Raw genomic sequence first — 24,587 nt, forward strand, 5'->3', positions numbered from 1 at the left:
AGCCGCATGTCATGTTTAGTACTTCAAGTCTTTAAAAAAAGAGAGCAAAAACCATTCTTGGCAATTGGGATTGTAACAAAAAGAAGTACAACGTTATTATTAGACATTCCTAATATTGGATTTTATAATTTAACTATCTGCTAGTTTGTTAAAGTAATCACATTGGAGTCAATCTTAAAATAACTGTATTTGTAAACGCATTCTTAACAGGGTGTTTTGATAATCAGGATAAAAATAAGGTGAGAGCTTTCCATTTGATTTTCTATGTAATCAATACCTTATTTTTAAATATAAGAAAAAGGGGATTTGAAAATGGCAACTTCTTTAAATGCAGCAACTGTATTGGACTCAGAGTATGGCCTTTATATTAATGGGCAGTGGCAAAAGGGATCGGAAGGGAAGCTGATGGCAAGCTTCAATCCAAGTAACGGCGAAAAGCTTGCTGACTTTGTTGATGCAACCTATACAGATGTTGATCAAGCAGTGGATGCTGCAACAGAAGCTTTAAAAACCTGGAAAAAAGTAAGCTTATTAGATAGAAGTAATTTACTATTAAAAATTGCCGATTTAATCGATGAAAATGCGGAAAAATTAGCGTTAGTAGAAACATTGGATAATGGAAAACCGTTAAGAGAAACAAGAAATATAGATGTGCCATTAAGTTCAGACCATTTCCGCTATTTTGCAGGGGTCATTCGCTCCGAAGAAGGAACTGCCCAAGCCTTTGATGAAGATACTCTATCTATTTCGATTAAAGAGCCGATCGGAGTTGTTGGACAAATTATCCCTTGGAATTTTCCACTTTTAATGGCCGCGTGGAAAATCGCCCCAGCAATTGCTGCAGGCAATACGGTTGTCATTCATCCATCATCTTCTACTTCTTTAAGTGTGCTGGAGCTGGCCAAAATTTTAGATCAAGTTTTACCAAAAGGGGTAGTCAATGTAATTACTGGTCGCGGCTCTCATTCCGGGGATTATATGTTAAAGCATGAGGGATTTGCGAAGATTGCCTTTACAGGATCGACAGAAATTGGCCAAGAAGTTGCTGTGGCCGCAGCCAAAAGGCTTATTCCCTCTACACTTGAGCTAGGCGGTAAGTCAGCAAATATCATTTTCAATGATGCACCAATGGAGCGAGCTTTAGAAGGGGTTCAATTAGGCATCCTCTTTAACCAAGGACAAGTATGCTGTGCTGGTTCCCGAATTTTTATCCAAGAAGGAATTTATGATGAGTTTCTTGCGAAAATGAAGCTGGCTTTTGAGGATGTAAAAGTTGGCTTGCCTTGGGAAGAAGATGTCGTGATGGGTTCACAAATAAATGAACGGCAACTAAAGCAAATCTTAGAATATGTAAAAATAGGAGAAGAAGAGGGTGCTAGAGTTGTAACAGGTGGGTGCAGACTCATAAATAACGGATTAGAAAATGGGGCATTTATGGCTCCGACGATTTTAGCTGATGCCACTAATGATATGCGTATTGCCAAAGAAGAGATTTTTGGCCCAGTTGCAACAGTCATTAAATTTAAGACCGAAGAAGAGGTTATTGAGCTTGCTAACCAATCAGAGTTTGGCCTTGGAGGAGCGGTGTTCTCAAGAGATATTAATACAGCATTGCGTGTAGCAAGAAGTGTGGAAACAGGCCGAATGTGGGTGAATACGTATAATCAACTGCCAGCGGGAGCGCCATTTGGCGGTTACAAGAAATCAGGCATCGGCAGGGAAACATATAAGAGCATCTTAGATGGCTATACCCAGACAAAAAATATTTATATCGTAACGAAAGAAGAAACAGAGGGATTATATTAAAGAAAGGGAAGCTGTTAGGACATTGTCTTAGCGGCTTTTTTTATACTTTGAATTTCATGTATAATTTGCTCTTAGATAAAAAAATATAATTTTGTTCTTTCGTGAACTTTTTCCAAAGTAGAAAGTCTAATGTATAGGAGCAAAGAGGAGGTGATTAATTGGAAGAGTTAGAGACTAGCAGGAAAGCTATTAAAGGAGATGATGATGCCTTTTTGGAAGTCATGCAATTACATAAAGAATCACTGCTAAGAGCTGCTTTAGCATTTCTCAAAGACGAGGATGCGGCAATAGAAGCCTTGCAGGAAGTAACCTATCGGGCATATAAAAAGATCCATACCGTTAACGAACCAGCCTATTTAAAAACATGGCTGACAAGGATTATGATCAATTACTGTCAAGATCAAGTAAAGAGAAAGAATCGGATTATTTCTGATAAACAACTATATGACGTATCTGTCCACCAAAACCAATCATTAATCGAACTAAAGGAAGCCCTTGGAATGTTATCACATGAAGACCAGCAATTAATCTATTTAAAATACTTTCAAAATACGAAAATCAAAGAAATCGCCGCAATAGAGAATATTCCAGAAGGAACGGTAAAGTCTCGATTACATAAAGTACTAAAAACGCTTCGGCTGTATTTTAAAGAGAAAGGAGCGAGTGATCATGTATGAAGAAGAGGAACAAAGATTGTCTAGGTTAAAGGCTGACTTAGAAAAAACAACATTACCGCTCGAAAAAGCCGAAGAAGCCATATTAAGCGGAATTTTGAAAGCTAAACAGGAACAAAATCGGGCGAAGAAAAAACAAAAAAGATTAATCGGGCTTGCAATTGCTGCAATAATCATCATTTCCTTTGTAACATCTATTCGGATTTCTCCAACCTTCGCAAATGCCCTCTCATCCATCCCTGGAATGGAATGGTTGATTGGTTATATTGAACAAGATAAAGGGTATTCTGCCATTATCGAAAATGATTATTATCAAAAGCTAGATGTTTCTGAGACAAAAGGTGATTTAACGTTAACGATTGATGGAGTGATTATGGATGAATCAGGAATAAATATTTTTTATACATTACAATCTACTAAGTCTCTAACTGGTGGAAAGATAAAGGATATTAATCTTTTTAATAAAGAAGAATTTCCTGAGCATGTACAAAGCAATGATTTTCCTGAAGATATCAAAAATGAATTTCAAGATAAGGTGGAATACCAATTTGTTAAACCTTTTTCCTTTAAGGAATTAAAGTTTAATTTTGAATTCATTACAGTAATAGATAACAAAGAAATAAAGTTTCTGATTCCTTTTGAGCTAAAGGAAAATGTAAAGAAGCAGATTACTTATCCAATAAACCAAGTGGTGGAAGTAGAGAATCAAAAAATGACGATTGAAGAAATGATTGTCTATCCTTTAAGAATTGGTGTAAAGGTAGCATTCGATCCAGCGAATACAAAGGAAATTTTGGGATTTGAAGATATGCGCTTGGAAAATGAGAACGGCGAAGTATGGTCGTCTATTGCAAATGGTATTGTGAATACAACTTTGAGTAAGTATGAAAAAATGTATTATCTCCAATCAAATTATTTTGAAAAACCAAAGGACCTTTATTTGCGGATCAATAAACTAATGGCGATTGATAAAGAAGAAGCGATGGTTATCGTGAATACAGAAACAAATACATTAATAAACAGTCCGAAAGACGATAGGCTTAAACTAGGGAAAACATCAAAATCACAAGTGGAATTTTCTATGAATTCGAATAGTGAGGAAGATCCAAAAGGCCTCTTTAGTACTGCAATTGCTGCAGATGGAAAAGAATTTTCCATTCCTAAGATAGAAAGTAGAAGCTCGCACAAAGAAATAAGTTGGATTTTATCTTTTGATAACACAATGTATAAAAATCCTTTAAAGCTCGAATTGGCTGCTTATCCAAACTATATTAAAGGAGATATAAAAGTAAAATTAAAATAAAAGGATAAGCTTCATTTAGTAAGGTAAAAGGAATTCAAAAAAAATGAGAAATAATTTTTATTATATAAATTAGGTATGGAGGTAGAAAAATGAAAAATAGTTCATCCATAATTTTTGGGTTAGCCACTATAATAGGCTTTACCATATTAGGTTTGTTCATATTGTCTGCATTTGGTAAAGAGTCCACAAAAGTAGAGAATGATAATGATGATTATAGATATGAATTAGTTCCTGCAAATGAGAATAATATTATCATTTTCGATAAGAAGACTGGTGAATATTGGAGCAAATTTATCCCAAGCAATGAAGGTCCTACTAATTGGGAGAAAGGCGATTTTCCAGTAAATAATAGCAGTAAATAATAGACGAAGTGCATTGACCACCTTTCCTTTTGAGGTGGTTTTTTATAGTGCTTTTCTGTATCTTTATTGTGTTGTTGTTGATTTTATGTAGTTTTGCTCAGTTTATTTCACTTATTTTTCACGAGATATATCGGAGAATAAATTATTAGTCAAGGTTGTATATAGATAGCGTTGTCTTGCATGGAATTTACCGGGTTCTGTTCAAATGACTACATAATAGAAAAGAATAATCCATGCTATCAAACTAATTATTTCTTAATCATTGGGGTGTTGTAAGCAGTATATTTTTATGTTATAGTGAAGGCAACGTAAACGTTTACGTAAAGGGTGGCAAAAATGACGATAACGATAAAAGATATAGCAAATGCTGCAAAGGTGTCTACTGCAACTGTTTCGCGAGTTTTAAATGGTGCAGGTGGCTATAACGAAGAGACAAAGAAGAAAATCCTCCATATCGCAGAAGAACTAGGTTACCGAAGAAATGAAATGGCGAGAAGCTTAGTAAAAAAATCTAGTAATTTAATTGGTATTATTATGCCGAGTGTATCAACCATTTTTTATGCAGATATTGTTAATGGAATAGAGAAGCTGGCACAAAAACATGGTTTTAGTGTTATTTTATCTCATGCAGGAGTTAAAGGTAATCGTTTAATTCATTGCTTGAAGATGCTGGAAGAAAGAAAAGTGGATGGGCTTGTTATTGTATCCATTCCATTAATGGAAGACCAAATTCAAGCTATTGAATCATTGAGTATTCCATATGTGTTATTGTCAACAGATACACCAAATAAACAAATACCATTTATAAAAGTAGATGATTATGAAGCCTCTTATGCTGCTACAGAGTATCTAATAAAACATGGTCATCGGAAAATTGGCTTGGCAGGTGTTGATTTCTCTGATCGAGTAGCTGGGATTCCAAGAATTGAAGGATATAAAAAAGCGTTAAAAGATCATGGATTAAACTTTTCTGCTAACGACATAAAAGCAGGAGACTATAGTTTTACGGCAGGAAAAGAAGCCCTTTATGCTTTTCATACTGAAAAGGATGGGATAACAGCAGTATTTTGTGTAAGTGATGAGGTAGCGCTTGGCATTATTTCAGCTGCTTATGAATTAGGGATAAAAATACCAGAGGACCTTTCCGTCGTAGGCTACGATAATACGAGAGTTGCGGAAATGGCTGTACCACCCTTAACGACGATTGAGCAGCCATTTCGGTTAATGGGAGAAAAGGGCTGTTTCAAAATAATCGAGGCAATTCAGCAAAAGAAAGCAGTAAAAACAGAAATGCTCCCATTCGATATAGTGGAAAGAGCATCAGTAAAACATTGGGAACATTAAATTTTTTTAAATTAAACGTAAACGTTTACGCTTAGACGAATAAGAATAGAAAGTGGGTAACGAAATGGAAAAGAAATGGTGGCAAACATCGGTTGTATATCAAATATATCCAAGAAGCTTTCAAGATAGTAATGGGGATGGAATTGGCGATATTAGAGGGATCATTAATCGATTAGATTATTTGCAAAAGCTAGGCATTGATGTAATTTGGCTAAGCCCTGTATATAAATCACCAAATGATGATAATGGCTATGACATTAGTGATTATCAAGATATAATGGATGAGTTTGGTACAATGGCAGACATGGATGAATTAATTGCTGCGGCGAATGAAAAAGGAATTAAAATTGTCATGGATTTAGTAGTCAATCATACATCCGATGAACATAAGTGGTTTATAGAAGCAAAAAAAGGAAAAGACAATCCATACCGTGATTATTATATTTGGCGTGACCCAGTAAATGGCGAAGCTCCAAATGATTTAAAATCCACTTTTAGTGGTTCTGCTTGGGAATATGATGAAGAAAGCGGCCAATATTTCTTACATTTATTTAGTAAAAGACAACCAGATTTAAACTGGGAAAATAAAAAAGTCCGAGAAGAAGTTTGGAAAATGATGAACTATTGGTTAGACAAAGGAATCGGCGGCTTCCGAATGGATGTGATTGATTTAGTAGGAAAACAACCTGATCTTGGTATTACTGGAAATGGTCCAAAGCTTCATGAGTATATCCGAGAAATGAATGAAAAATCGTTTGGCAATTATGATGTTTTAACAGTAGGAGAAACATGGGGAGCAACACCGGAAATTGCTAAATTATATTCCGATCCAGCTAGAAAAGAGCTTTCGATGGTCTTTCAGTTTGAGCATATTGGTTTAGATAAGCAAGAAGGCAAACAAAAATGGGATCTGAAGCCATTAGAAATCAATCAATTAAAAACCATTCTTGCTAAATGGCAGACATCACTTGGAAATGAAGGCTGGAACAGCTTATTCTGGAATAATCATGATTTACCAAGAATCGTTTCACGTTGGGGAAATGATAAAGAATATCGGGTAGAAAGTGCAAAAATGTTTGCCATTCTCTTGCATTTAATGAAAGGAACACCTTACATCTATCAAGGTGAAGAAATCGGTATGACCAATTGCCCGATCACAGATATTAGTCAAGTAAATGATATTGAAAGCATTAATATGTATCATGAGCGATTAGCAAAAGGATATACGAAAGAGGAGATTCTTCATTCTATTAATGTAAAAGGCAGAGACAATGCAAGAACACCTCTTCAATGGGATGATACGGAAAATGGCGGTTTTACCACAGGAACACCTTGGCTTCATGTAAATCCCAACTATACGGAGATAAATGTGAAAAATAATTTAGAAGATCCTAATTCTGTCTTTTATTGCTATCAATCTTTGATTCAATTAAGAAAGGATAACCCAATCATTGTATGGGGAGATTTCGAATTAATCAAAGATACAGAAGAAGAAATTTTTGCCTATACTCGTAAGTTTGAAGGAGAGACATGGATTGTGATTGCAAACTTTAGCGCGCAAGAAAGAAGCCTAATTATGCCTGTGTTTGGCGAGAGTGAGGATATCATCATTAGCAACTATCACCGCCAACATGCTGACTTTTCGAATTTACAGTTAAAGCCATATGAAACATTCGCCGTAAGAGTTCATTAATAGTAGGAGGAAGCTGTTAACAACCTGATAGGAGTGTTGACAGCTTTTTTTATGAAATTCTGTCTTTCTAATAAAAAGATATTACCAAGTTTAATCAAATAAAGTAAAATAGATAAGTAGAATAGTTAATATGTTAAACAAACTATATTAGTTACTACAAATGGCATGGAATTTTTTTTGAAAAGTGAAATGAAGGCGATTTCAAATTTGGGTTTTAGGGTAAAGGTATTCATTTAAGTACTAGGAAAGATGTAGAGAATATTTTTAAAGAGGAGAGGTTCATATGAATTACAGTCAAAGATCAATGGGAGAAATAAACGGAGCAGATGTAACGGAATTTACTTTTACAAACAATAGCGGAATGAGTTTTTCTAGCATGAATTACGGCTGCATTATTACGAAGATAATCGTACCTGATAAAGAAGGAAACAAGGAAAATGTAGTGCTTGGTTTTGAAACATTAGAAGAGTATCGAGAAAATAAAGGACCATATTTAGGTGCCATTGTAGGAAGAGTTGCTGGAAGAATTAAAGAAGGAAAATTTGAACTTAATGGAAAAGAGTACCGCTTGAATACCAATACCCCACCTAATCATTTGCATGGCGGAAATATAGGATGGAGTGAAGTGGTCTTTGCATCTTCAATAGTAGAAAAGGATGATGCAATAGGCATCCGTTATACATACCATAGTCCAGACGGAGAAGAAGGATATCCAGGTAATTTTGACTTAACTGTAGATTATCTATTGACAAATGATAATGAAATAATCTTATCTTATAGCGGGAAAACGGATAAAGAAACACCTGTTACTGTAACTAATCATTCTTATTTTAATTTAAGCGGTAATAACAAAAGAGATATTTTAGAGCATGAGCTGATTGCAGATGTCGACCGCTTTCTAGAGCTTAGGGAAGATTTTATTCCGACCGGAAAAATGATTCCAACAAATAACACTCCATTTGATTTTGCAAAAGGCAAGTTATTGAAAGAAGGAATGGACAATGATTTTGAACAAAATAGAATAGTAGGAAATGGATACGATCATCCGCTTGTGTTTGCAGAAGATGGTTCTCATTCTGCTATTTTGCGAGATCGAGAAAGTGGACGGGAAATGTCTTTAATTACAAACCAGCCTGCAGTCGTTCTTTATACAGGGAATATGTTAGAAGATCAATATCGTTTCAATGGGGTAATTGCTAAAAAATATTTAGGGGTATGTTTGGAGACGCAAGGGCTTCCCGATGCAATCAATCACTCTGCATTCCCATCCGTTGTTTTAAAGCCAGGAGAAATATATCAAGCTGAAACAAAACTGAAATTCCGTGTCATGGAATAGAAAAAGACAAGAAGAGGAAGAAATCAAATGAATGGTTTTTTTCTCTTTTTTGCTGCAAAGGACGAAGACTATTATAATATTGTGACTAACAAATCTTTTCTTTATCACTTCTATCATCCTCATAGATAGTACCTTCCATTGTTACAAGCCAAATGAAAGAAGTAAATTTTGTCTCTGTATTGAGCAAAATAACGTTAATGTAAGTGCTGTCATTTTTACTATAATGAAAGAAAATAAGATGATAGAGGTGAGTAACATGAGTGCTAGTACAGAGGTTAAGACTGCGGATATAGTAAAGCCAACTAAGAAAAAGCGGCAAAGTAAACATGTGAAAAATGAAAATTGGGCAGGGATTGCGTTTGTTTCACCAATGTTAATTGGTGTTTCCATCCTTGTCTTACTGCCAATTGTTGCAACCTTCATTTTAAGTCTTTCTGATTGGAGTTTTATTACTAATATTTCGCAATTGAAATGGGTAGGACTACAAAATTTTATAGATTTATTTCAAGATAAGATATTTATACGCTCTTTAATGAACAATGCTATTTTTATGTTAACGGTACCAATTTGTATGGTTATTTCTTTGTTTCTAGCAATTGCAATCGATCGAAATGTTTATTTTAAGAGTTATTTTAAAGTAGCATTTTTTATGCCGTATATCTCAAGTGTGGTGGCAATTGCAGTAGTATGGCAAGTATTGTTTCACCCATCTTTAGGTCCGATTAATCAATTTCTTATGTCACTCGGCATTGATAATCCTCCCAAATGGATTGCAGATCCAAGCTTTGCATTAGTTTCCATTATGTTTATACAAATTTGGATTTCGATTGGTTTTAATATGATCATTTATTTAGCTGCACTGCAGTCCATCCCACGAGATCTATATGAAGCCGCTGATATTGATGGGGCAAGCGCATGGGTGAAATTTAAAAACATTACGTTACCGATGGTTTCACCGACTACTTTCTTCTTGTTGATTACTGGTATTATTTCAACCTTTAAAGTATTTGATTTAATCTCTGTTTTAACAAAAGGAGGACCAATGCACGCAACAAGCATGATTGTATGGAACCTATACGATACTGCTTTTGTTAATTTAGATATAGGTCACGCTTCTGCAATGGCCGTTATTTTATTCTTTATTGTTTTTGCTATTACGCTTATTCAATGGTTAGGACAGAAAAAATGGGTGAATTATTAAGGAGGGTTTGCGGATGCTTAAATCACTATCCATAAATAAAGCGATAATGACAATCGTCATGTTAATGATAAGTATTATGTTTCTTCTTCCGTTTGTATGGATGCTTTCGACATCCTTTAAGATAGAAGCAGACGTTTTTAAATTTCCTATACAGTGGATTCCAGAAAGATGGAATGGTTTCAACAATTATAAAGAAGTCTGGTTTGGGGAAAATCCATTCTACATTTATTATTGGAATACCATTAAAGTGACAGTATTTACTACTGCTATTTCGGTAACTGTTTCTGCGCTGGCAGCCTATGGATTTTCAAAAGTGAATTTTCGGTTAGGTAATTTCTTGTTTTTAATCGTTTTAGCTACTTATATGGTACCTGCACAGGCAATTTTAGTACCACAATTTATTATTTACCGCAAAATTGGGCTGTTTGATAGTCATTTAGGGTTAATCTTATTAGGAAGCTTTAGTGTGCTAGGTACTTTTATGCTTAGACAATTTTTTATGGGAGTTTCGAATGAGCTTGTTGAAGCTGCAAAAATCGATGGAGCCGGACACTGGAAGATTTTCTGGCGAGTTGTACTTCCAATTGTAAAGCCAGCCATAGCGACCTATGCCATCCTTCGATTTATTTGGACATGGAATGATTATCAAAACCCATTAATCTTCCTTCGTTCTGATCATTTATTGACGATACAGCTTGCAATGCAGAAGTTTACGACAATCAATGGCGAATTTTACTCTCTAATTATGGCTGCGGCAGTCTCAGCTATTTTACCGCTCGTAATCGTATTTATTATTGGGCAAAAACAAGTAATTGAAGGGATAGCATTAGGTGGAGTAAAAGGCTAAAAGGAGGCGTGAATATTGACTTTCGAAGAGTTGCTGGAGAAGCTAGATGGGAAATATTCTCTGTTTTTTCCAAATGCTGAAGCAAAAAAAGCATGGTGGAAATCCATTCAACATAATCCTGATTATGCTGATATCCTAAAACAAGTAAGTGAGACACTAGAGCAGCTTCAACAACAAAAAATAAATAATGACGAACTGCCGTATTCGTTGTTTCAGTTATTTGAAACAACAGGTACTCGAATAGAATATGAAACAGCATATTTTCAGAAAAGAAGAAAATTGAATACCTATGCAATCATGGTACTTCTTGAACCAGAAAAGGAGGAATTTCGTAAAGTACTGCAAGATATTATTTGGTCTATCTGTAATGAATTCTCATGGTGTTTACCTGCCCATCTAATAAATAGTCCCGAAACTGACTGTGGTCAATTATATTCACTTACAGAAAAACAAGATACTACTTATACAATCGACTTATTTTCTGCTGAAACAGCTTTTGCCTTAAGTGAAATATATACGCTCACAAAAGAATACTTAGATCCATTGATAGGGAAAAGAATTTATGAAGAGGTGTATAATCGGACGTTTATTCCCTTTCTCGAAGGAAATTTCAAATGGGAAACAGAAACCCATAATTGGGCCGCTGTTTGTGGGGGTTCTATCGGTTCAGCTGCCATCCATTTAATCCAAGATTCCACAGAACTTGCGCTTATTTTAGAAAAAGTTCTCCCTGTAATGGAAAGTTATTTAAGTGGTTTTGCAGAAGACGGAATATGTATGGAAGGATATTTATATTGGCAATATGGATTTGGTTTTTATTCCTATTTTGCCGACCTATTGAATCAGAGATCGGATGGAACGATTAATTTATTTATGCAGAAAAAAGTTCACCAAGTTGCCCTTTTTCAACAACGATCATTTTTAGAGGGAGATTTAGTGGTGAATTTTTCTGATGCACCCCCTAAAGCAAAAGTACTTATAGGGATGAGTCATTTCTTAGTAAATCAGTATGAGGACGTTATCGTTCCAGAACTTCCATTATATGCGCGATATCAAGATGATCATTGTAGCAGATGGGCACCAGCCATCCGCGCGTTATTATGGTTTGATTCGTCGTTATCACCAAGCAAATGGGAAGAAGGAACGTTTATTTCTGAGGACTCCCAGTGGTTAATCTCTAGAGTTCAATCAAATGCAGGGTCTTTTGCTTTTGCAGCTAAAGGGGGAAGCAATAATGAGCCACATAATCATAATGATATCGGACATTTTATCCTTCAAGCCAATAAGACAACTTTGCTGCAGGATTTGGGAAGTGGCTTATATACGAAGGACTATTTCAATGAGAATAGATACACTTATTTATGTAATAGTTCGAAAGGCCATTCCGTCCCTATTATCAATCATTCTTACCAAGAAGCAGGAAAAGCCAGTTATGCTCGGTTAGTCACTGCCAATTCTGATAGAAAGAGAGATTTGTTTGAATTGGAAATGACAAAAGCTTATAGAGATCCATCTCTATTAAATGTCTCGCGGAAATTCACTTGGATTAAAACAGAGTTTCCAAAATTAATCGTGGAAGACATTTTTAAGTTTTCTGAAGAGCCAAAATCCATCATTGAACGCTTTATATTGCCCAATGTTTCGGTTGAAAGATGTGATGGTGGAATAAGTATCAAAGGAGAATCTTGCATCCATATTTATTTTGATTCCAATTACTATGAGGTAAGTATACAAAGAGATTCGTTTGTTAACCATTTTAATAAAGGAGAAGAAGTGCTATTACTTGATCTCTCTCTTAAGAAATTAAGCAGGAATTTTCGTGTATATCTAGAATTTGAATTTAGTTCTGAAAAATAGGAGGAGATACAATGAAAAGATTAGCATCGATTATGTTTATTAAACCTGGATATGAAAACGAATATAAAAAGAGGCATGACGAGCTTTGGCCAGAAATGGAAGAGGCGCTGAAGCAACATGGCGCTTCCAATTATTCCATTTATCTTCATCATGAATCCCAAGTGTTATTTGCTTATTTAGAAGTAGAGGACGAGGCGGCATATGATGCGATATCCCAAACGGCAATATGCAGAAAATGGTGGAAGTATATGGCGCCAATTATGGAGACGAATGAAGATTATAGTCCTGTGTCACATAAGTTGGAGGAAGTGTTTCATTTAGATTAAGTTATATAGGATGAGATGGGGGATTGATTCATGAAAGCAGAAATTGGGGGATGGTCTGGAAAGGTTTATGATGTCTGTCAATGGATTACGAGATTAGCTTATATTAATTTACTTTGGCTTATTTTCAGTGCAATGGGCCTCTTTATTGGGGGCCTTTTCCCTTCTACTGTAGCAATGGTGACTATTATTCGTAAATGGCTTCAAAAGGAAACAGATATTCCAGTATTGCGTACATATTGGCAGACATTTAAGCAAGAATTCCGTAAAGCAAATAAAGTAGGAGCAGTTGTGTTTGCTTTTATCGCGTTCCTTTATATCGATTGGAGAATTATTGCGTCGATACAAGGATCAATAAATGTTGGGTTAATAGGAATGTTAGTTGGGGGAGTGTTTCTTTTCTTATTGACGTTACTCTATCTGTTTCCTGTATATGTTCATTATGAATTGAAGCTTTTTCAATATTTTAAAGTAGCCTTTCTGCTTGCATGTACTCATCCACTCCATACGTTGTCCATGATCATCGGTGTCTTTACGATGCTGTTTTTAGGCGTAGTATTTTCAGGTGCTGGTTTGCTTTTTATAGGTAGTGGACTTGCTACTATTCTATTATATTTCTCTAATCCGATTTTTATGAAGATGGCTGAAATAAGAATAACTAAATTACAGGAAGGGAAGTTTCAAAGTTAAAAGAGAGAAGCAGACAATTATATTCCTCCTAATACTGTTAAAATTAAAAGTAAAAATTGTTGCAGGATAAGTAAAATTATTTTTATTAGTAAGATGGGAACTTCTGTTAATCTATTCCTGTAAGGGTTTACATGATATAATACGTAGGGGGAATAAACAGATGCAAAGAAAATCTTGGAAGCTATCAATTTTTGTTTTAATTCTTACTTTAGTCATGACGGCATGTAGTAGTGGAGCATCAGAAAAAGCTTCTGGCAATGAAGATGGAAAAGTAACAATTAAATTCCACACTCACGGTAATGAAGCATCTTATAACTGGAAAAAGACAATTGCAGCTTTTGAAGAGGCAAATCCAGATATAAATGTGGATTTAGTCATCTTAAGTGAAAAGGGAGATACACAAGAGGCAATTAAAAAGCTAGATTTAGCTGCTGCTTCTGGTGAACAGCTAGATGTACTAATGTTTAGTGATACAGCAAGCTATGCACAGCGTGTGAGTATGGGAATGGTGGCTCCCATTGATGAATTTATTGAAAAAGAGGGCTACACCGTCACGGATGAATATAAAGTAGATACCAAAATTGGTGATAAATATTATGCTTTACCAGGTAAATTTAATCCATGGTATGTTTTATTAAATAAAGATCATTTAGATAAAGCAGGCTTAGAAGTTCCGACAGATTGGACATGGGATGAATTTCAAACGTATGCGAAAGAATTAAAAACAGATGATCATTATGGAACATTTTTTTTGGTCCGCAAAATGGTGGATGGTTAGAGTTTATGAAACTAGCATTAGCTAGTGAAGCAGAAAATACAGAATTTATTAAAGAAGATGGAAGCTCCAATATTGAAAATCCGCTCTTTAAGAAGACGCTGGAAATACGCTATCAAATGGAAAAAGTCGACAAATCCGCTGTCCCTTATACCGATATCATGTCTCAAAAACTTCATTATCGAAATCAATTTTTTAACCAGGATGCTAGTACAGTACTAATTGGCAGCTGGATGAATACAGAATTGGGGGGAACGGACCAATTCCCATTGGAGTTTAACGTCGCAGTTGCTCCTTATCCAAAGAACACGAGTGACGCAGAAGGCGGGTATACTCCGGTAACTACTGACTTTATGGCAGTCGCAAATAACTCAGAACATAAAGAAGAAGCCTATAAATTTATTCGTTGGTATACAACGGAAGGACAAATTTTACAAGGAAAAAATATTCCATCTTGGAATAATGTAAGTAATGATCAATTTGGAGAAATAATTGATAATATATTAACAGGTACGCTAAACCCAGAAAAGGTGGACAAAGAATCTTTAACGAATGTTCTTTCAAATGCGAAATCTTCTAAACTAGTATCACCAGTATCTTATCAGGCTGAAATTTACAAAGTAGTGAATGAAGAATATGAAAAATTAATTTTTGATGAACAAGATGTTGATGAAACGATAAAGGTAACAAATGAAAGGGTACAAGAATTAATCGATAGCAATAAATAAAAAAAACAAGATGAGGGGAGGAAACATATTGCTTATTTGGTTAAAAAATATGTGGACTCCCCGTTCTTTTCGTTATAAGGTCATTTTAATTTCTATCATCAGCTTGATTATTCCAGCAGTTATCTCGCTTTTAATTTATAATTATATGACAAAAAATACAGTGAAGGAACAGGCGCTTTCTAATGCGAATAGAGAGCTGAATATTGCAAGTGAATATATAGAAAAGCTATTTAGCGATATGCTTTATGTTGCTAATTTCGTGCAGCTTGATCCGAAAATGAATACGGTTTTAAAAGGACTAGCGAAAAGTGATGCAGACAAGGATGGGTATGATCAATATCTATTGGAAAATGAAATAAACCGCACCATTGAAAATATCACACTAGTTGGAGAGAAATCCTATGTCACCATATTATTAAAAAATGGAAAATACTTCACAAATTATAATGTTGCTGAATTTGATCCAAGAGATTTATTTAAAGAAAAGTGGTATGAAGACATCGAAGAAGCTGTTGGATATGAATCTACTTGGATTGAATCTCAGCCGACGATTTTTGAATTGGAAAAAAAGAATAATCCTTATCAAATTTCAATTGTCCGCACCTTAAGGGATGAGGGCATCCAAATTTACGGATATGTGGTTGTTACCATAATGGAAAATAAACTAAGCGAAGTATTTACTAAAATGGATGGATATAATGATGTCATGATGCTTAATCCATCTGGTAAAATCCTGTCACATAGTGATGATGAGAAAATAGGAACCGTTTTCACCTATCGGTCTAATTTATTCAATCGAGATGGATCAGCAGTTTTGAAAATGAAAGATAAGGAGTACATCGTCACCGAACATACCCTGTCTTTTTCGAATTGGAAATTAGTGTCATTTGTTCCTTATGAACAATCGATAAATAAATTAAATGGGATATTTCAGAAAGTATTTCTTATTCAAGTACTATCATTTATGCTTTTCTTGCTTTTACTTACCTATTCAATGAAAACAATTACGAAACCGCTCGAATATTTAGCAAAACTAGCTGATAAAGTTCAGGCAGGGAATTTGATTGTCCGTTCAAAAATTAAAGGGAAAGATGAAATAGGAAGGCTAAGTAAATCAATTAATCTGATGCTAGATCATATTAATACAAAAATTGAAGAAATAACGGAAACAGAGGCTAGGAAAAGAAAAGCAGAATTTGCCATGCTACAAGCGCAAATAAATCCTCACTTTTTGTTTAATGTATTAAATTCCATTCGCATGAAGGTAATGATAAGAGGAGACAAAGAAAGTGCCAATATGATCACATCTCTTACAAAATTACTGCGCATAACTATTGATAAAAATAAAGAAATAATCACATTTTTAGAAGAGATAGAAATTCTTTTCGATTTTGTTCACATTATGAATATGAGACAAAATCGAAAAGTTTCCTTAGAGATGGATATCGATCCAGATGCTTATCCATTTGAAATTCCAAGGTTTATTCTCCAGCCTATTATTGAAAACTCGATTATTCATGGATTTAATCAGTCTGATGGATTAATCTTAATCCATGCAGTGATAGTAAATGAGATGTTAATCATTACGATTGAAGATAACGGTTTAGGAATGAACAAAGAGGATTTAGAACAATTAAAGAAAAAAACTTTTCAGGCCGCATCACTGGAGAATCCGAAAAGAAAGCAGCAAGTGAAAGGATTCTCGTCGTTAGGCTTAGCCAATGTCTATGAAAGATTATCGATTACCTTTGGACCAGCTTTTAATATGGATATTATAAGCGAACTTGGAAATGGCACAAAAGTCATTTTGAATCTCCCAATGAAAGGTGGAAAAAAGAATGTATAAAGTGATGCTTGTAGATGATGACTATCCTGTATTAGAGCTATTGACGAAAACAATTGACTGGAAAAGCCTCGGCTTTGAAGTGATGAGTACCCATGAAAATGGAGTAAGTGCCTTAAAAAAAGCAGAAGAAACAATGCCTGATGTGCTAATTTCTGATATTGGCATGCCTAAGATGAATGGAATTGAATTAACAAGAAAAATGAAGTCGATCAATGAAAGCTTGCAAGTGGCGTTGTTATCCTGTCATACAGAATTTAATTATGCCCGAGAAGCACTTAAGTTACAGGTCAGCGATTATTTAGTAAAGGATACATTTGAACTAGAAGAGCTATATGAATTACTTGAGAAATTTAAAATACAACTTGACACTATGCTAAATAATAAACAAAAAGAACAAAAATTACAGCATATTCTTCATAAAAACATCGAAAAAGAAAAGACGGCATTCATAAAAAGATTAATAAATAATGGCTATTATAAAAAGGAAGCTGAATGGGAAAGTGACCGAAAAAAATTTGGCTTATTAGCGGACAAAGGATATATTGTAACACTGTTATCAATCCATCATCATCCTTTAGATTTATTTCCAGAAGAAACCTTATATTTTGCAGTTTCTAATATTGTGGGAGAATTATTAGGAAGACTAAATCCTTTAGCCGTTCATTTTCTTAATCATTCCAATAAGGTTTTTATCTTTTTTCCAAGAGACTTAGGATATCAGAGGAACGCTTTATCGAATGCAAAAGAAACGTTGAAAATGATTCAGCTCTCGATTGACAGAGGCTTAAATATGCACAGTTCATCCATTATTGGTGAAACATCTGAAAGCTTATTAGACTATCAAAACACAGTCAACAGATTGTTAAATAATCATCAGCAGCTGTTTTATATGCTCCCAAGAACAGTGTCATCTATAAAGGAGTGTGTAAAGAATACGGAGGAACTATTCGCTAAGTATGATGAAGCAGCGACAGAAATGAGAATGATTGTTCTGAATAAAAAGGTGGAGCGAATAAGTAATTTCATCCATAAATGGACGATATATATAATGGAAAACCAATTTCCACCAGAGATAGTAAAGGATTGGTTTTGGAAATTATTATTGGATTTAAATGTGAAATTACAAGCGCTGCAATACTTTTCAGGCGAATACTCCTTTGAATCCAAACATAAAGAGATTTTTTTGATGGAGTATATGTATCAATTAAAGGACTGGCTTAAGCACTATTTTGAGAAAATCATTCATTATCATGAAACGATTGATCAGACGAAAAGAAAAGAGATTATTGAAGCCTTTAAATTTGTTGCGATGAATCTAGAACGAAAAATCACATTAGATGAAATCTCTAGTTATTTATTCTTAAATCCTAGTTACTTTAGTAGATTGTTTAAAAAGGAAGTAGGAGAAACATTTGTGGAATATGTAACACGGATGAAAATTAATCGTGCAAAGGAGCTGTTAGAACAAACAGATGAATCGGTTGGGAAAATTTGCGAACGATTGGGCTATGATAATCAAAGCTATTTTATAAAATTATTTAAAACATACGCTGGTATAACTCCGATGGAATATAGAAGCGGAAAAGTTGGTTAAGAAGGCATAGCCATATTTCCAAAAAGGCAATACGAGTAAAATTATTTGGAAAAGTAGTAAAAATAATGCCTTGTTGAGGGAATATAGACTCCATATAATGAGAGTATCGTTACTTTTTAGAAAGAAAGGCTGGACATTTTCTAAAAAAATGAAAGCCTTTTCTTTTTTATGCGTGTCAGAAATCAAATAGAAGGGTAGGATGATTATATGAGTAAAAAGGAGCAATGGGTGGCTGAAGCGTGGGAGTTTGTCGTAGAGAAAACGGCACGGAATAATGAAACGATTGGTGCTAATTTTCCCCATGCCAGTATAGATAAGAAGTATGTATTAGAAAGTCCGGAATGGTGGACAGCTGGTTTTTGGCCAGGGGTTTTATGGCAAGTATATCAAGATAATAAAATGGAAGCTCTTAGAAAAACAGCAGAACAGTGTGAAGAAAAACTGGATTATTTATTGTCAGATTCAGAGAAATTAGATCATGACATGGGATTTATGTGGACGTTGACAAGTCTAGCAAACTATAAACTTACGGGCAATAAAGAATCAAGAAGAAGAGGATTATTAGCAGCCAATTTATTATTAGGAAGATTTAATGCCCAAGGTAATTATATTCGTGCTTGGAATGCATGGTCGAAGAAGGATGATAATCGCGGTGTCGCAATCATTGACTGTATGATGAACCTTCCGCTGCTATACTGGGCTTCAGCAGAAACGGGAGATCCACGGTTTAAAATAGCTGCAGAAAAGCATGCAGAAACAGTCTTAAGACATTTTATTAGACCAGATGGTTCCGTACATCATATTGTTGTTTTTAATCCAGAAACTGGAGAAGTAGTAGATAAGCTTGGTGGTCAAGGCTATGCACCAGATAGCGCATGGTCAAGGGGAACTGCTTGGGCTTTGTATGGTCTGACATTATCCTACTTACATACTAATAATAGCGCATTTTTACATGCCGCAAAATCAGTTTCCCACTTTTTTCTATCTAATCTTCGTTCTAATGAATGTCCTGTTTGGGATTTTCGCATACCTGAAGATGGCGAAACCAAATACCATTATCCTGATTCATCAGCAGGTTCCATTGCAGCCTGTGGCTTACTCCTGCTTGGAACACTTGTAGCCGACTTTGAAAAGCCTGTTTATCAGGAAGCAGGCGCAACTTTATTAAAAACCTTATATATAACTTGTGCTACTGATGCAGATAAAGAAGAGGAAGGCTTATTAGGACACGGAACAAGTCATTTTCCAGAGCAAAAAAATGTTGATGTCCCACTAATTTATGGAGATTATTATTTTGTTGAGGGATTAAATATATTGCGACAAAAGGGAGTATTATTCTGGCAGTAAGATGGAAAGGGCAAGAAAATTTCCTTTAGGAGATGGATCGGTTGAATCAATATAATGTGAAAGTAAAAAAGAACCCATTAAGAACAAGAGAGGATTTAGAACGTGCTTTATATGACTTATACGAACCCTTATTTATGTTGGGGAATGAACAGAAGGCAGGTTTATTGAATCTAGGTACAAATGGCTCAGTATATGGGCAAAAAACAAGAGAATTAGAAGCGTTTTTACGTCCATTTTGGGGCTGGGGGCCATTATTTTCTGTAACACCTAATAAATATCCAGCAATAAAACGACAATTAGTAAAAGGAATTATAGAGGGAACAACGCCAACAAGTGATTCTTACTGGGGGATTACCGGAGAGTATGATCAACGGTTTGTTGAAATGGCAGCACTTTCTTGTACGCTTATTCACTGTAAGGCTGATTTCTGGGATATTCTATCAACAGTGCAAAAGGAAAATTTAGCTAATTGGCTATATCAAATCAATGAAAATACAATCCCGAATAATAACTGGTTATTTTTCCGCGTATTAGTAAACGTAGCATTAAAAAAATGCGGTAGAAGTTATAGTTTAGAAAAATTAGAAGCGGATCTTCAACAATTAGATCAGTATTATTTAAAAAATGGTTGGTATTTTGATGGATATAAGAATCAAATTGATTATTATATTCCTTTTGCCATGCATTATTACGGATTAATTTATGCAAAAGTAATGGAGGATGAAGATCCAGAAAGGGCAGCGATTTATAAGGCGAGGGCTATTCAGTTTGCTCAAGATTTTAAAGAATGGTTTTCTTCAGATGGATCTTCTATTCCATTTGGCAGAAGTTTAACCTATCGATTTGCACAATCCTCCTTTTGGGCTGCATTGGCATTTGCAGATGTTGAAGCATTGCCTTGGGGACAAATTAAAAGATTAGTATTAAATAATTTACGGTATTGGTTTAAGCAGTCGATTTTTTCTCCAGAAGGACTTTTAACGATTGGCTATGGTTACCAAAACTTAAATATGGCAGAAGGCTATAATGCTCCAGGTTCTCCTTATTGGTCCTTAAAGACATTCCTGCTGTTAGCTCTTCCAGAGAGTCATCCTTTTTGGCAGGCAGAGGAAGAACCAGTTAAGTTCCTAGAGAAAAGTGTGCAAAAAAGTCCGAGGATGATCATTTGCCATGATTCTGAAGGAAAAGAAGTGCAAGCATTTACTTCTGGACAGCATTCTCATGAACACGCCCATGCAGACGCAAAATATGAAAAATTTGTGTATTCCACCACCTTTGGTTTTAGTGTGCCTAAAGGTAATGTTTTATTAAAGCAAGGAGCATTTGATAATTGCCTGGCACTGTCTGAATGTGATAATCGCTATAGAAGTCGTAGTGGCTGTGAGTCATATGAAATCCATGATGATTATATCGTATCTACATGGAAGCCTTGGCAGGATGTAACAATTGATACGTATCTAATTCCCTTAACCCCTTGGCATGTTCGCATTCATCGCATTCATACAAATAGAGAGATAGAGACAGCGGAAGGTGGATTTTCTGCACCTGCGACTGAAGGGGCTGCCTATGTAATCAAAGATGAAAATAGTCTTTTTTACCCATCAGAGGTAGGAACAACAGGGATTATGGACATCTTTGGAAAACGGAAAACAGAATTAATAATACCTGAGCCTAATACCAATTTACTCTATTCCAAAACCGTATTGCCGACGTTAACGTCGCGTTTAGCACCTGGAAGGCATTTATTGGTTTCAAGTATTCTCGGAACAGACCGAGGAGTAGAGGAGATTTCTTTTCAGCCTATTGTTAGTCTAGAACAAGAGTCTGTTACCATTCAGTATAGAAATAGAAAATATAAGATAGAGATAAAATAAGAGGTTATGAGCATTCTATTTAAAGTTAAACTCGAACAATTACGCGAAAGGAAATTTTCGTATGGCTGTTCGGGTTTTTTCTTTGCGAGATATTTCTATGAAAATAGAGGAATTTCAAAAGAATTATCGAAAATAAATATGATTTCTAAAAGAATAGGTTTATGCTCTAAAGATATGGGTATATAATACTATATAATTTAAAAATTCTATAAGATAATAAGAATAATGAAAGGTAGAAAGCTATGATTAATCAACTTATTTGGGCGCTTTGTTGATTATGAGCTACTAGCGCAACCGGCTAACCAAACTAACCTTGTTTTGTTAGCTTTTTTTTGTTCAATATAAATGTTTAAATAAATTTTAAAAAATGTATAGCTCCGACAGCGAGCAACCGGCAAATATAAGATTACCGCTTCTGTATAAGTTTAATATATCCATTCTATTCCATTGGTGTTTTATTTATTTCAGTGAAGCGATTTTAGTCTTTTGTCGATTTAATAAGGAGTTTGCTTTTTTAAATTGGGGGGCAACTTATGAGTGGGCTTATTACTTATCAAACAATAGTAATACATGATCATACGGAAAAAGAATGGAAAGAAAAGCTAAATAAAGAATTTAGAGATTTATTGGATAAAGATTTTTTGCTGAGCGTTGGAATAGGAGAAGCGGTTAATAATGCAATAGAACATGGAAATTATCCCGTTATATTAGAGTTACAGTATAATCAGAATATCTTGGATATGCGAATCAAGGATCACGGAAATGGGTTTGATGTGAAGAAGAAATTTCGTGATATCGAAAGGTATGGTACGGAAAAGCTTATGAGTGATATTGTGTTGGAGGAAAGAGGAAGAGGTATCTTAATGATGATGCAAATTTTCCAAAAAGTACAATATAATGAAATGGGAAATGAAGTATTTTTATGGAGAGAAACAAGGGAAGATGCGAAAGCCATTTAAATATGTTCTGTCGGAGATGTAGGACTGTTCTAAATATGGGCAGTCCTATTTTGTTTAGAATTGCTCAATGTCATTTTTTTCTATTAATCTACTGATTTATAGGATTGAATCGTTTATTATAGATATAATATGATAAGAAGTTTTTGGAAAGGGTATGATTAACATCATGGAAAAAGTAACCTATAAGAACATTCATAAAGAAGGAAAACGAGTAAAAGAGACTAGCGATTGGTTCCATGTTCATAATGAGGAAATGCTGCTTCAATATGACAGTAACTATATCCAATTTAAAAAGATGCCCACTATTCAGGAGTTCGAGTTAGTGGAAGATTATTTAAAAACATTTCATCAAAAAACTGGTCAGAAACATCTTAAATTTGTATTTCCAGAAAATGAGAAATTCACGAAGGATTTATTGGAGTACATTGTGCAAAATCTTCATTATGAAGTAGGGATGACAGAGCTTTATGCCATTGCTCCTTGCAATTTTCCGGTTTTATATCCTAGTGAGGACATTCTAATTCAGAAAGTAACAGAAGAGAATTTTGAGGATTATTTGCAATTAGAATATAATCAAGACTTAGAATATGGAGTAGATTATGCAAAAGGGAAAACAGAAATCTATCAGAAAAATTTCAAAAATCCGCTGTTTTTGCAAGTCATTGCTTATTATAAAGGGAAAGCAGCTGGTGCTTTAGAAGTAATTATTGCCGATAAAACGGTTGAAATTGACGGAATTTTTGTAATTGAAGAGTATCAGCGCAAAGGGATTGCTGCTCGCATGCAAAGAAAGATTATGGATTTATTTCCTAATAAGACAATTATTTTGCTGGCAGATGGAGAAGATACTCCGAGAGAGATGTATCAAAGACAGAACTATCAGCAACAAGGATTTCAGTATGAAGCGTTGAAAGAAAATTTCTAGACACGAAGCTCTACTAGTTAAGGGCATCATTAAAGGTAGAACTGGAAAAGGAGTAGATGAAAGTGATGAAGCCTATACAGGTCTACCGTGGACAATATCTTGAAAGCAGCCATTCTATTCATGTAGCTGTTGTAGACAAAGATGGTAGATTACTATATTTCTATGGGGATCCGGAGAGGATGACCTTTCCTAGATCCTCCTTGAAGCCCTTTCAAGCCATTCCACTTATAGAGACAGGAGCGGCAGATTCCTTTTCTTATGACAATGCGGAAATTGCAATTGCGTGTGCTTCTCATGCTGGGGAGTTATTTCATCAGGAGACAATCCTGCGCATATTAGAAAGATTGGGAATACAAGAGGATAACTTGCAATGTGGTACACATACCCCATGGAATTTAGAAAGCTATAAGGAACTGCTGCGAAAGGGCAAAGATGTCACCCCCGTGTTCAGTAATTGTTCTGGTAAGCATGCAGGTATGCTCGCTGCGGCGATTCATATGAAGGAGGATATTGCCACATATCGGGAGGTAGAGCATCCTCATCAACAGCGTATATTGGAAGCAATTGCAACAATATGTGATTTTCCGAAAGAAAAAATAAAGTTGAGTGTAGATGGCTGCGGGGTGCCAGTACATCAATTGCCTCTATATAATGCTGCACTTGGCTATGCTAGATTAGCAAACCCTGATTCTATTAAGTCGGTAAACCGAATAGATATAGTAAAACGAATTAGGGATAGTATGGTGGAGTTTCCAGAAATGGTTGGAGGAACAAATAGGTTTGATACAGACCTAATGAAAGCTTATAAAGGGCGAATTGTATCGAAAGCAGGTGCAGAGGCGGTCCAATGTATGGGACTTATCCAAGAAGGAATCGGAATTGCCATTAAGGTGGAAGATGGAGGAACACGTGCTGTAAATGTCGCTGCAATGGAAGTGTTAAATCAACTAGGATATAAAGAAGTGAACTTATTTACAAATTTAGATAGATATGTACATGCACCAGTTCTGAATGCTAGAAAAGAAAAAATCGGTGAAATAAGAGCCAACTTCCATTTGGAAGAGGCACTTTCAACGGAAAAATAATTTATAAAAGGAGAAAAT

Annotated in this window: 20 protein-coding genes, 1 pseudogene and 1 riboswitch; all 21 genes and pseudogenes read left to right on the forward strand. The window is 35.1% G+C overall.

Annotation, left to right across the window (positions count from 1 at the left end; all coding sequences use genetic code 11):
• Positions 1–6 precede the first annotated feature (6 nt).
• The 21 genes and pseudogenes from NX902_RS08390 (at position 7) to NX902_RS08490 (ending at position 24,569) form a co-directional block, all read left to right on the forward strand.
• On the forward strand, positions 7–144 hold the full coding sequence (locus NX902_RS08390; protein WP_163186631.1) for a hypothetical protein: 138 nt from the start codon (positions 7–9) through the stop codon (positions 142–144).
• A 168-nt stretch (positions 145–312) separates the two neighbouring features.
• Positions 313–1,806, forward strand: coding sequence for an aldehyde dehydrogenase family protein (locus NX902_RS08395; RefSeq protein ID WP_123259667.1), 1,494 nt, complete (start codon positions 313–315; stop codon positions 1,804–1,806).
• 158 nt (positions 1,807–1,964) lie between these two features.
• Entirely contained in the window at positions 1,965–2,483 is a 519-nt protein-coding gene (locus NX902_RS08400) for a sigma-70 family RNA polymerase sigma factor (protein ID WP_163186629.1), read from the forward strand.
• Positions 2,476–3,783 (forward strand): DUF5643 domain-containing protein, encoded by a 1,308-nt coding sequence (locus tag NX902_RS08405; protein ID WP_163186627.1) that lies wholly within the window; start codon positions 2,476–2,478, stop codon positions 3,781–3,783. Before NX902_RS08400 ends, NX902_RS08405 begins: the two co-directional genes overlap by 8 nt.
• A gap of 89 nt (positions 3,784–3,872) precedes the next feature.
• Positions 3,873–4,145 (forward strand): hypothetical protein, encoded by a 273-nt coding sequence (locus tag NX902_RS08410; protein WP_163186625.1) that lies wholly within the window; start codon positions 3,873–3,875, stop codon positions 4,143–4,145.
• A gap of 336 nt (positions 4,146–4,481) precedes the next feature.
• Positions 4,482–5,489 (forward strand): LacI family DNA-binding transcriptional regulator, encoded by a 1,008-nt coding sequence (locus tag NX902_RS08415; RefSeq protein ID WP_341122755.1) that lies wholly within the window; start codon positions 4,482–4,484, stop codon positions 5,487–5,489.
• 64 nt (positions 5,490–5,553) lie between these two features.
• Positions 5,554–7,182 (forward strand): glycoside hydrolase family 13 protein, encoded by a 1,629-nt coding sequence (locus NX902_RS08420; protein ID WP_095333151.1) that lies wholly within the window; start codon positions 5,554–5,556, stop codon positions 7,180–7,182.
• Between the two features lie 283 nt (positions 7,183–7,465).
• Positions 7,466–8,518: an aldose epimerase family protein gene (locus NX902_RS08425; RefSeq protein WP_123259661.1), complete on the forward strand. Its 1,053-nt coding sequence runs from the start codon at positions 7,466–7,468 to the stop codon at positions 8,516–8,518.
• A gap of 256 nt (positions 8,519–8,774) precedes the next feature.
• On the forward strand, positions 8,775–9,719 hold the full coding sequence (locus NX902_RS08430; RefSeq protein ID WP_095333147.1) for a carbohydrate ABC transporter permease: 945 nt from the start codon (positions 8,775–8,777) through the stop codon (positions 9,717–9,719).
• 13 nt (positions 9,720–9,732) lie between these two features.
• Positions 9,733–10,566, forward strand: a complete 834-nt coding sequence (locus NX902_RS08435; protein WP_095333145.1) for a carbohydrate ABC transporter permease — start codon at positions 9,733–9,735, stop codon at positions 10,564–10,566.
• Positions 10,567–10,581: 15 nt separating this feature from the next.
• Positions 10,582–12,423, forward strand: coding sequence for a heparinase II/III domain-containing protein (locus NX902_RS08440; protein ID WP_095333143.1), 1,842 nt, complete (start codon positions 10,582–10,584; stop codon positions 12,421–12,423).
• Between the two features lie 11 nt (positions 12,424–12,434).
• Entirely contained in the window at positions 12,435–12,749 is a 315-nt protein-coding gene (gene rhaM, locus NX902_RS08445) for an L-rhamnose mutarotase (RefSeq protein WP_047941597.1), read from the forward strand.
• A 30-nt stretch (positions 12,750–12,779) separates the two neighbouring features.
• The gene (locus NX902_RS08450; RefSeq protein ID WP_095333141.1) at positions 12,780–13,436 is read left to right on the forward strand and encodes a YesL family protein; all 657 of its coding nucleotides are present in this window, start codon (positions 12,780–12,782) and stop codon (positions 13,434–13,436) included.
• A gap of 160 nt (positions 13,437–13,596) precedes the next feature.
• A pseudogene (locus NX902_RS08455) lies at positions 13,597–14,939 on the forward strand (ABC transporter substrate-binding protein).
• A 28-nt stretch (positions 14,940–14,967) separates the two neighbouring features.
• Complete coding sequence (locus NX902_RS08460; RefSeq protein WP_164463601.1) at positions 14,968–16,785, forward strand: cache domain-containing sensor histidine kinase; 1,818 nt, start codon at positions 14,968–14,970, stop codon at positions 16,783–16,785.
• Positions 16,778–18,379, forward strand: a complete 1,602-nt coding sequence (locus tag NX902_RS08465; protein WP_341160683.1) for a response regulator — start codon at positions 16,778–16,780, stop codon at positions 18,377–18,379. Before NX902_RS08460 ends, NX902_RS08465 begins: the two co-directional genes overlap by 8 nt.
• A 207-nt stretch (positions 18,380–18,586) precedes the next feature.
• On the forward strand, positions 18,587–19,726 hold the full coding sequence (locus NX902_RS08470) for a glycoside hydrolase family 88 protein (RefSeq protein ID WP_095333133.1): 1,140 nt from the start codon (positions 18,587–18,589) through the stop codon (positions 19,724–19,726).
• A gap of 32 nt (positions 19,727–19,758) precedes the next feature.
• Positions 19,759–21,600, forward strand: a complete 1,842-nt coding sequence (locus tag NX902_RS08475) for a DUF2264 domain-containing protein (RefSeq protein ID WP_341160684.1) — start codon at positions 19,759–19,761, stop codon at positions 21,598–21,600.
• Positions 21,601–21,826: 226 nt separating this feature from the next.
• Positions 21,827–21,909, forward strand: a riboswitch (cyclic di-GMP riboswitch).
• A 224-nt stretch (positions 21,910–22,133) separates the two neighbouring features.
• Entirely contained in the window at positions 22,134–22,559 is a 426-nt protein-coding gene (locus tag NX902_RS08480) for an ATP-binding protein (RefSeq protein WP_095333130.1), read from the forward strand.
• A 154-nt stretch (positions 22,560–22,713) separates the two neighbouring features.
• Positions 22,714–23,484 (forward strand): GNAT family N-acetyltransferase, encoded by a 771-nt coding sequence (locus NX902_RS08485; RefSeq protein WP_235850345.1) that lies wholly within the window; start codon positions 22,714–22,716, stop codon positions 23,482–23,484.
• Positions 23,485–23,549: 65 nt separating this feature from the next.
• Positions 23,550–24,569, forward strand: a complete 1,020-nt coding sequence (locus tag NX902_RS08490; protein WP_235850344.1) for an asparaginase — start codon at positions 23,550–23,552, stop codon at positions 24,567–24,569.
• Positions 24,570–24,587: the final 18 nt, after the last annotated feature.

The organism is Niallia sp. FSL W8-0954, from assembly GCF_038005605.1.
Lineage (GTDB): Bacteria > Bacillota > Bacilli > Bacillales > Cytobacillaceae > Niallia > Niallia circulans_A.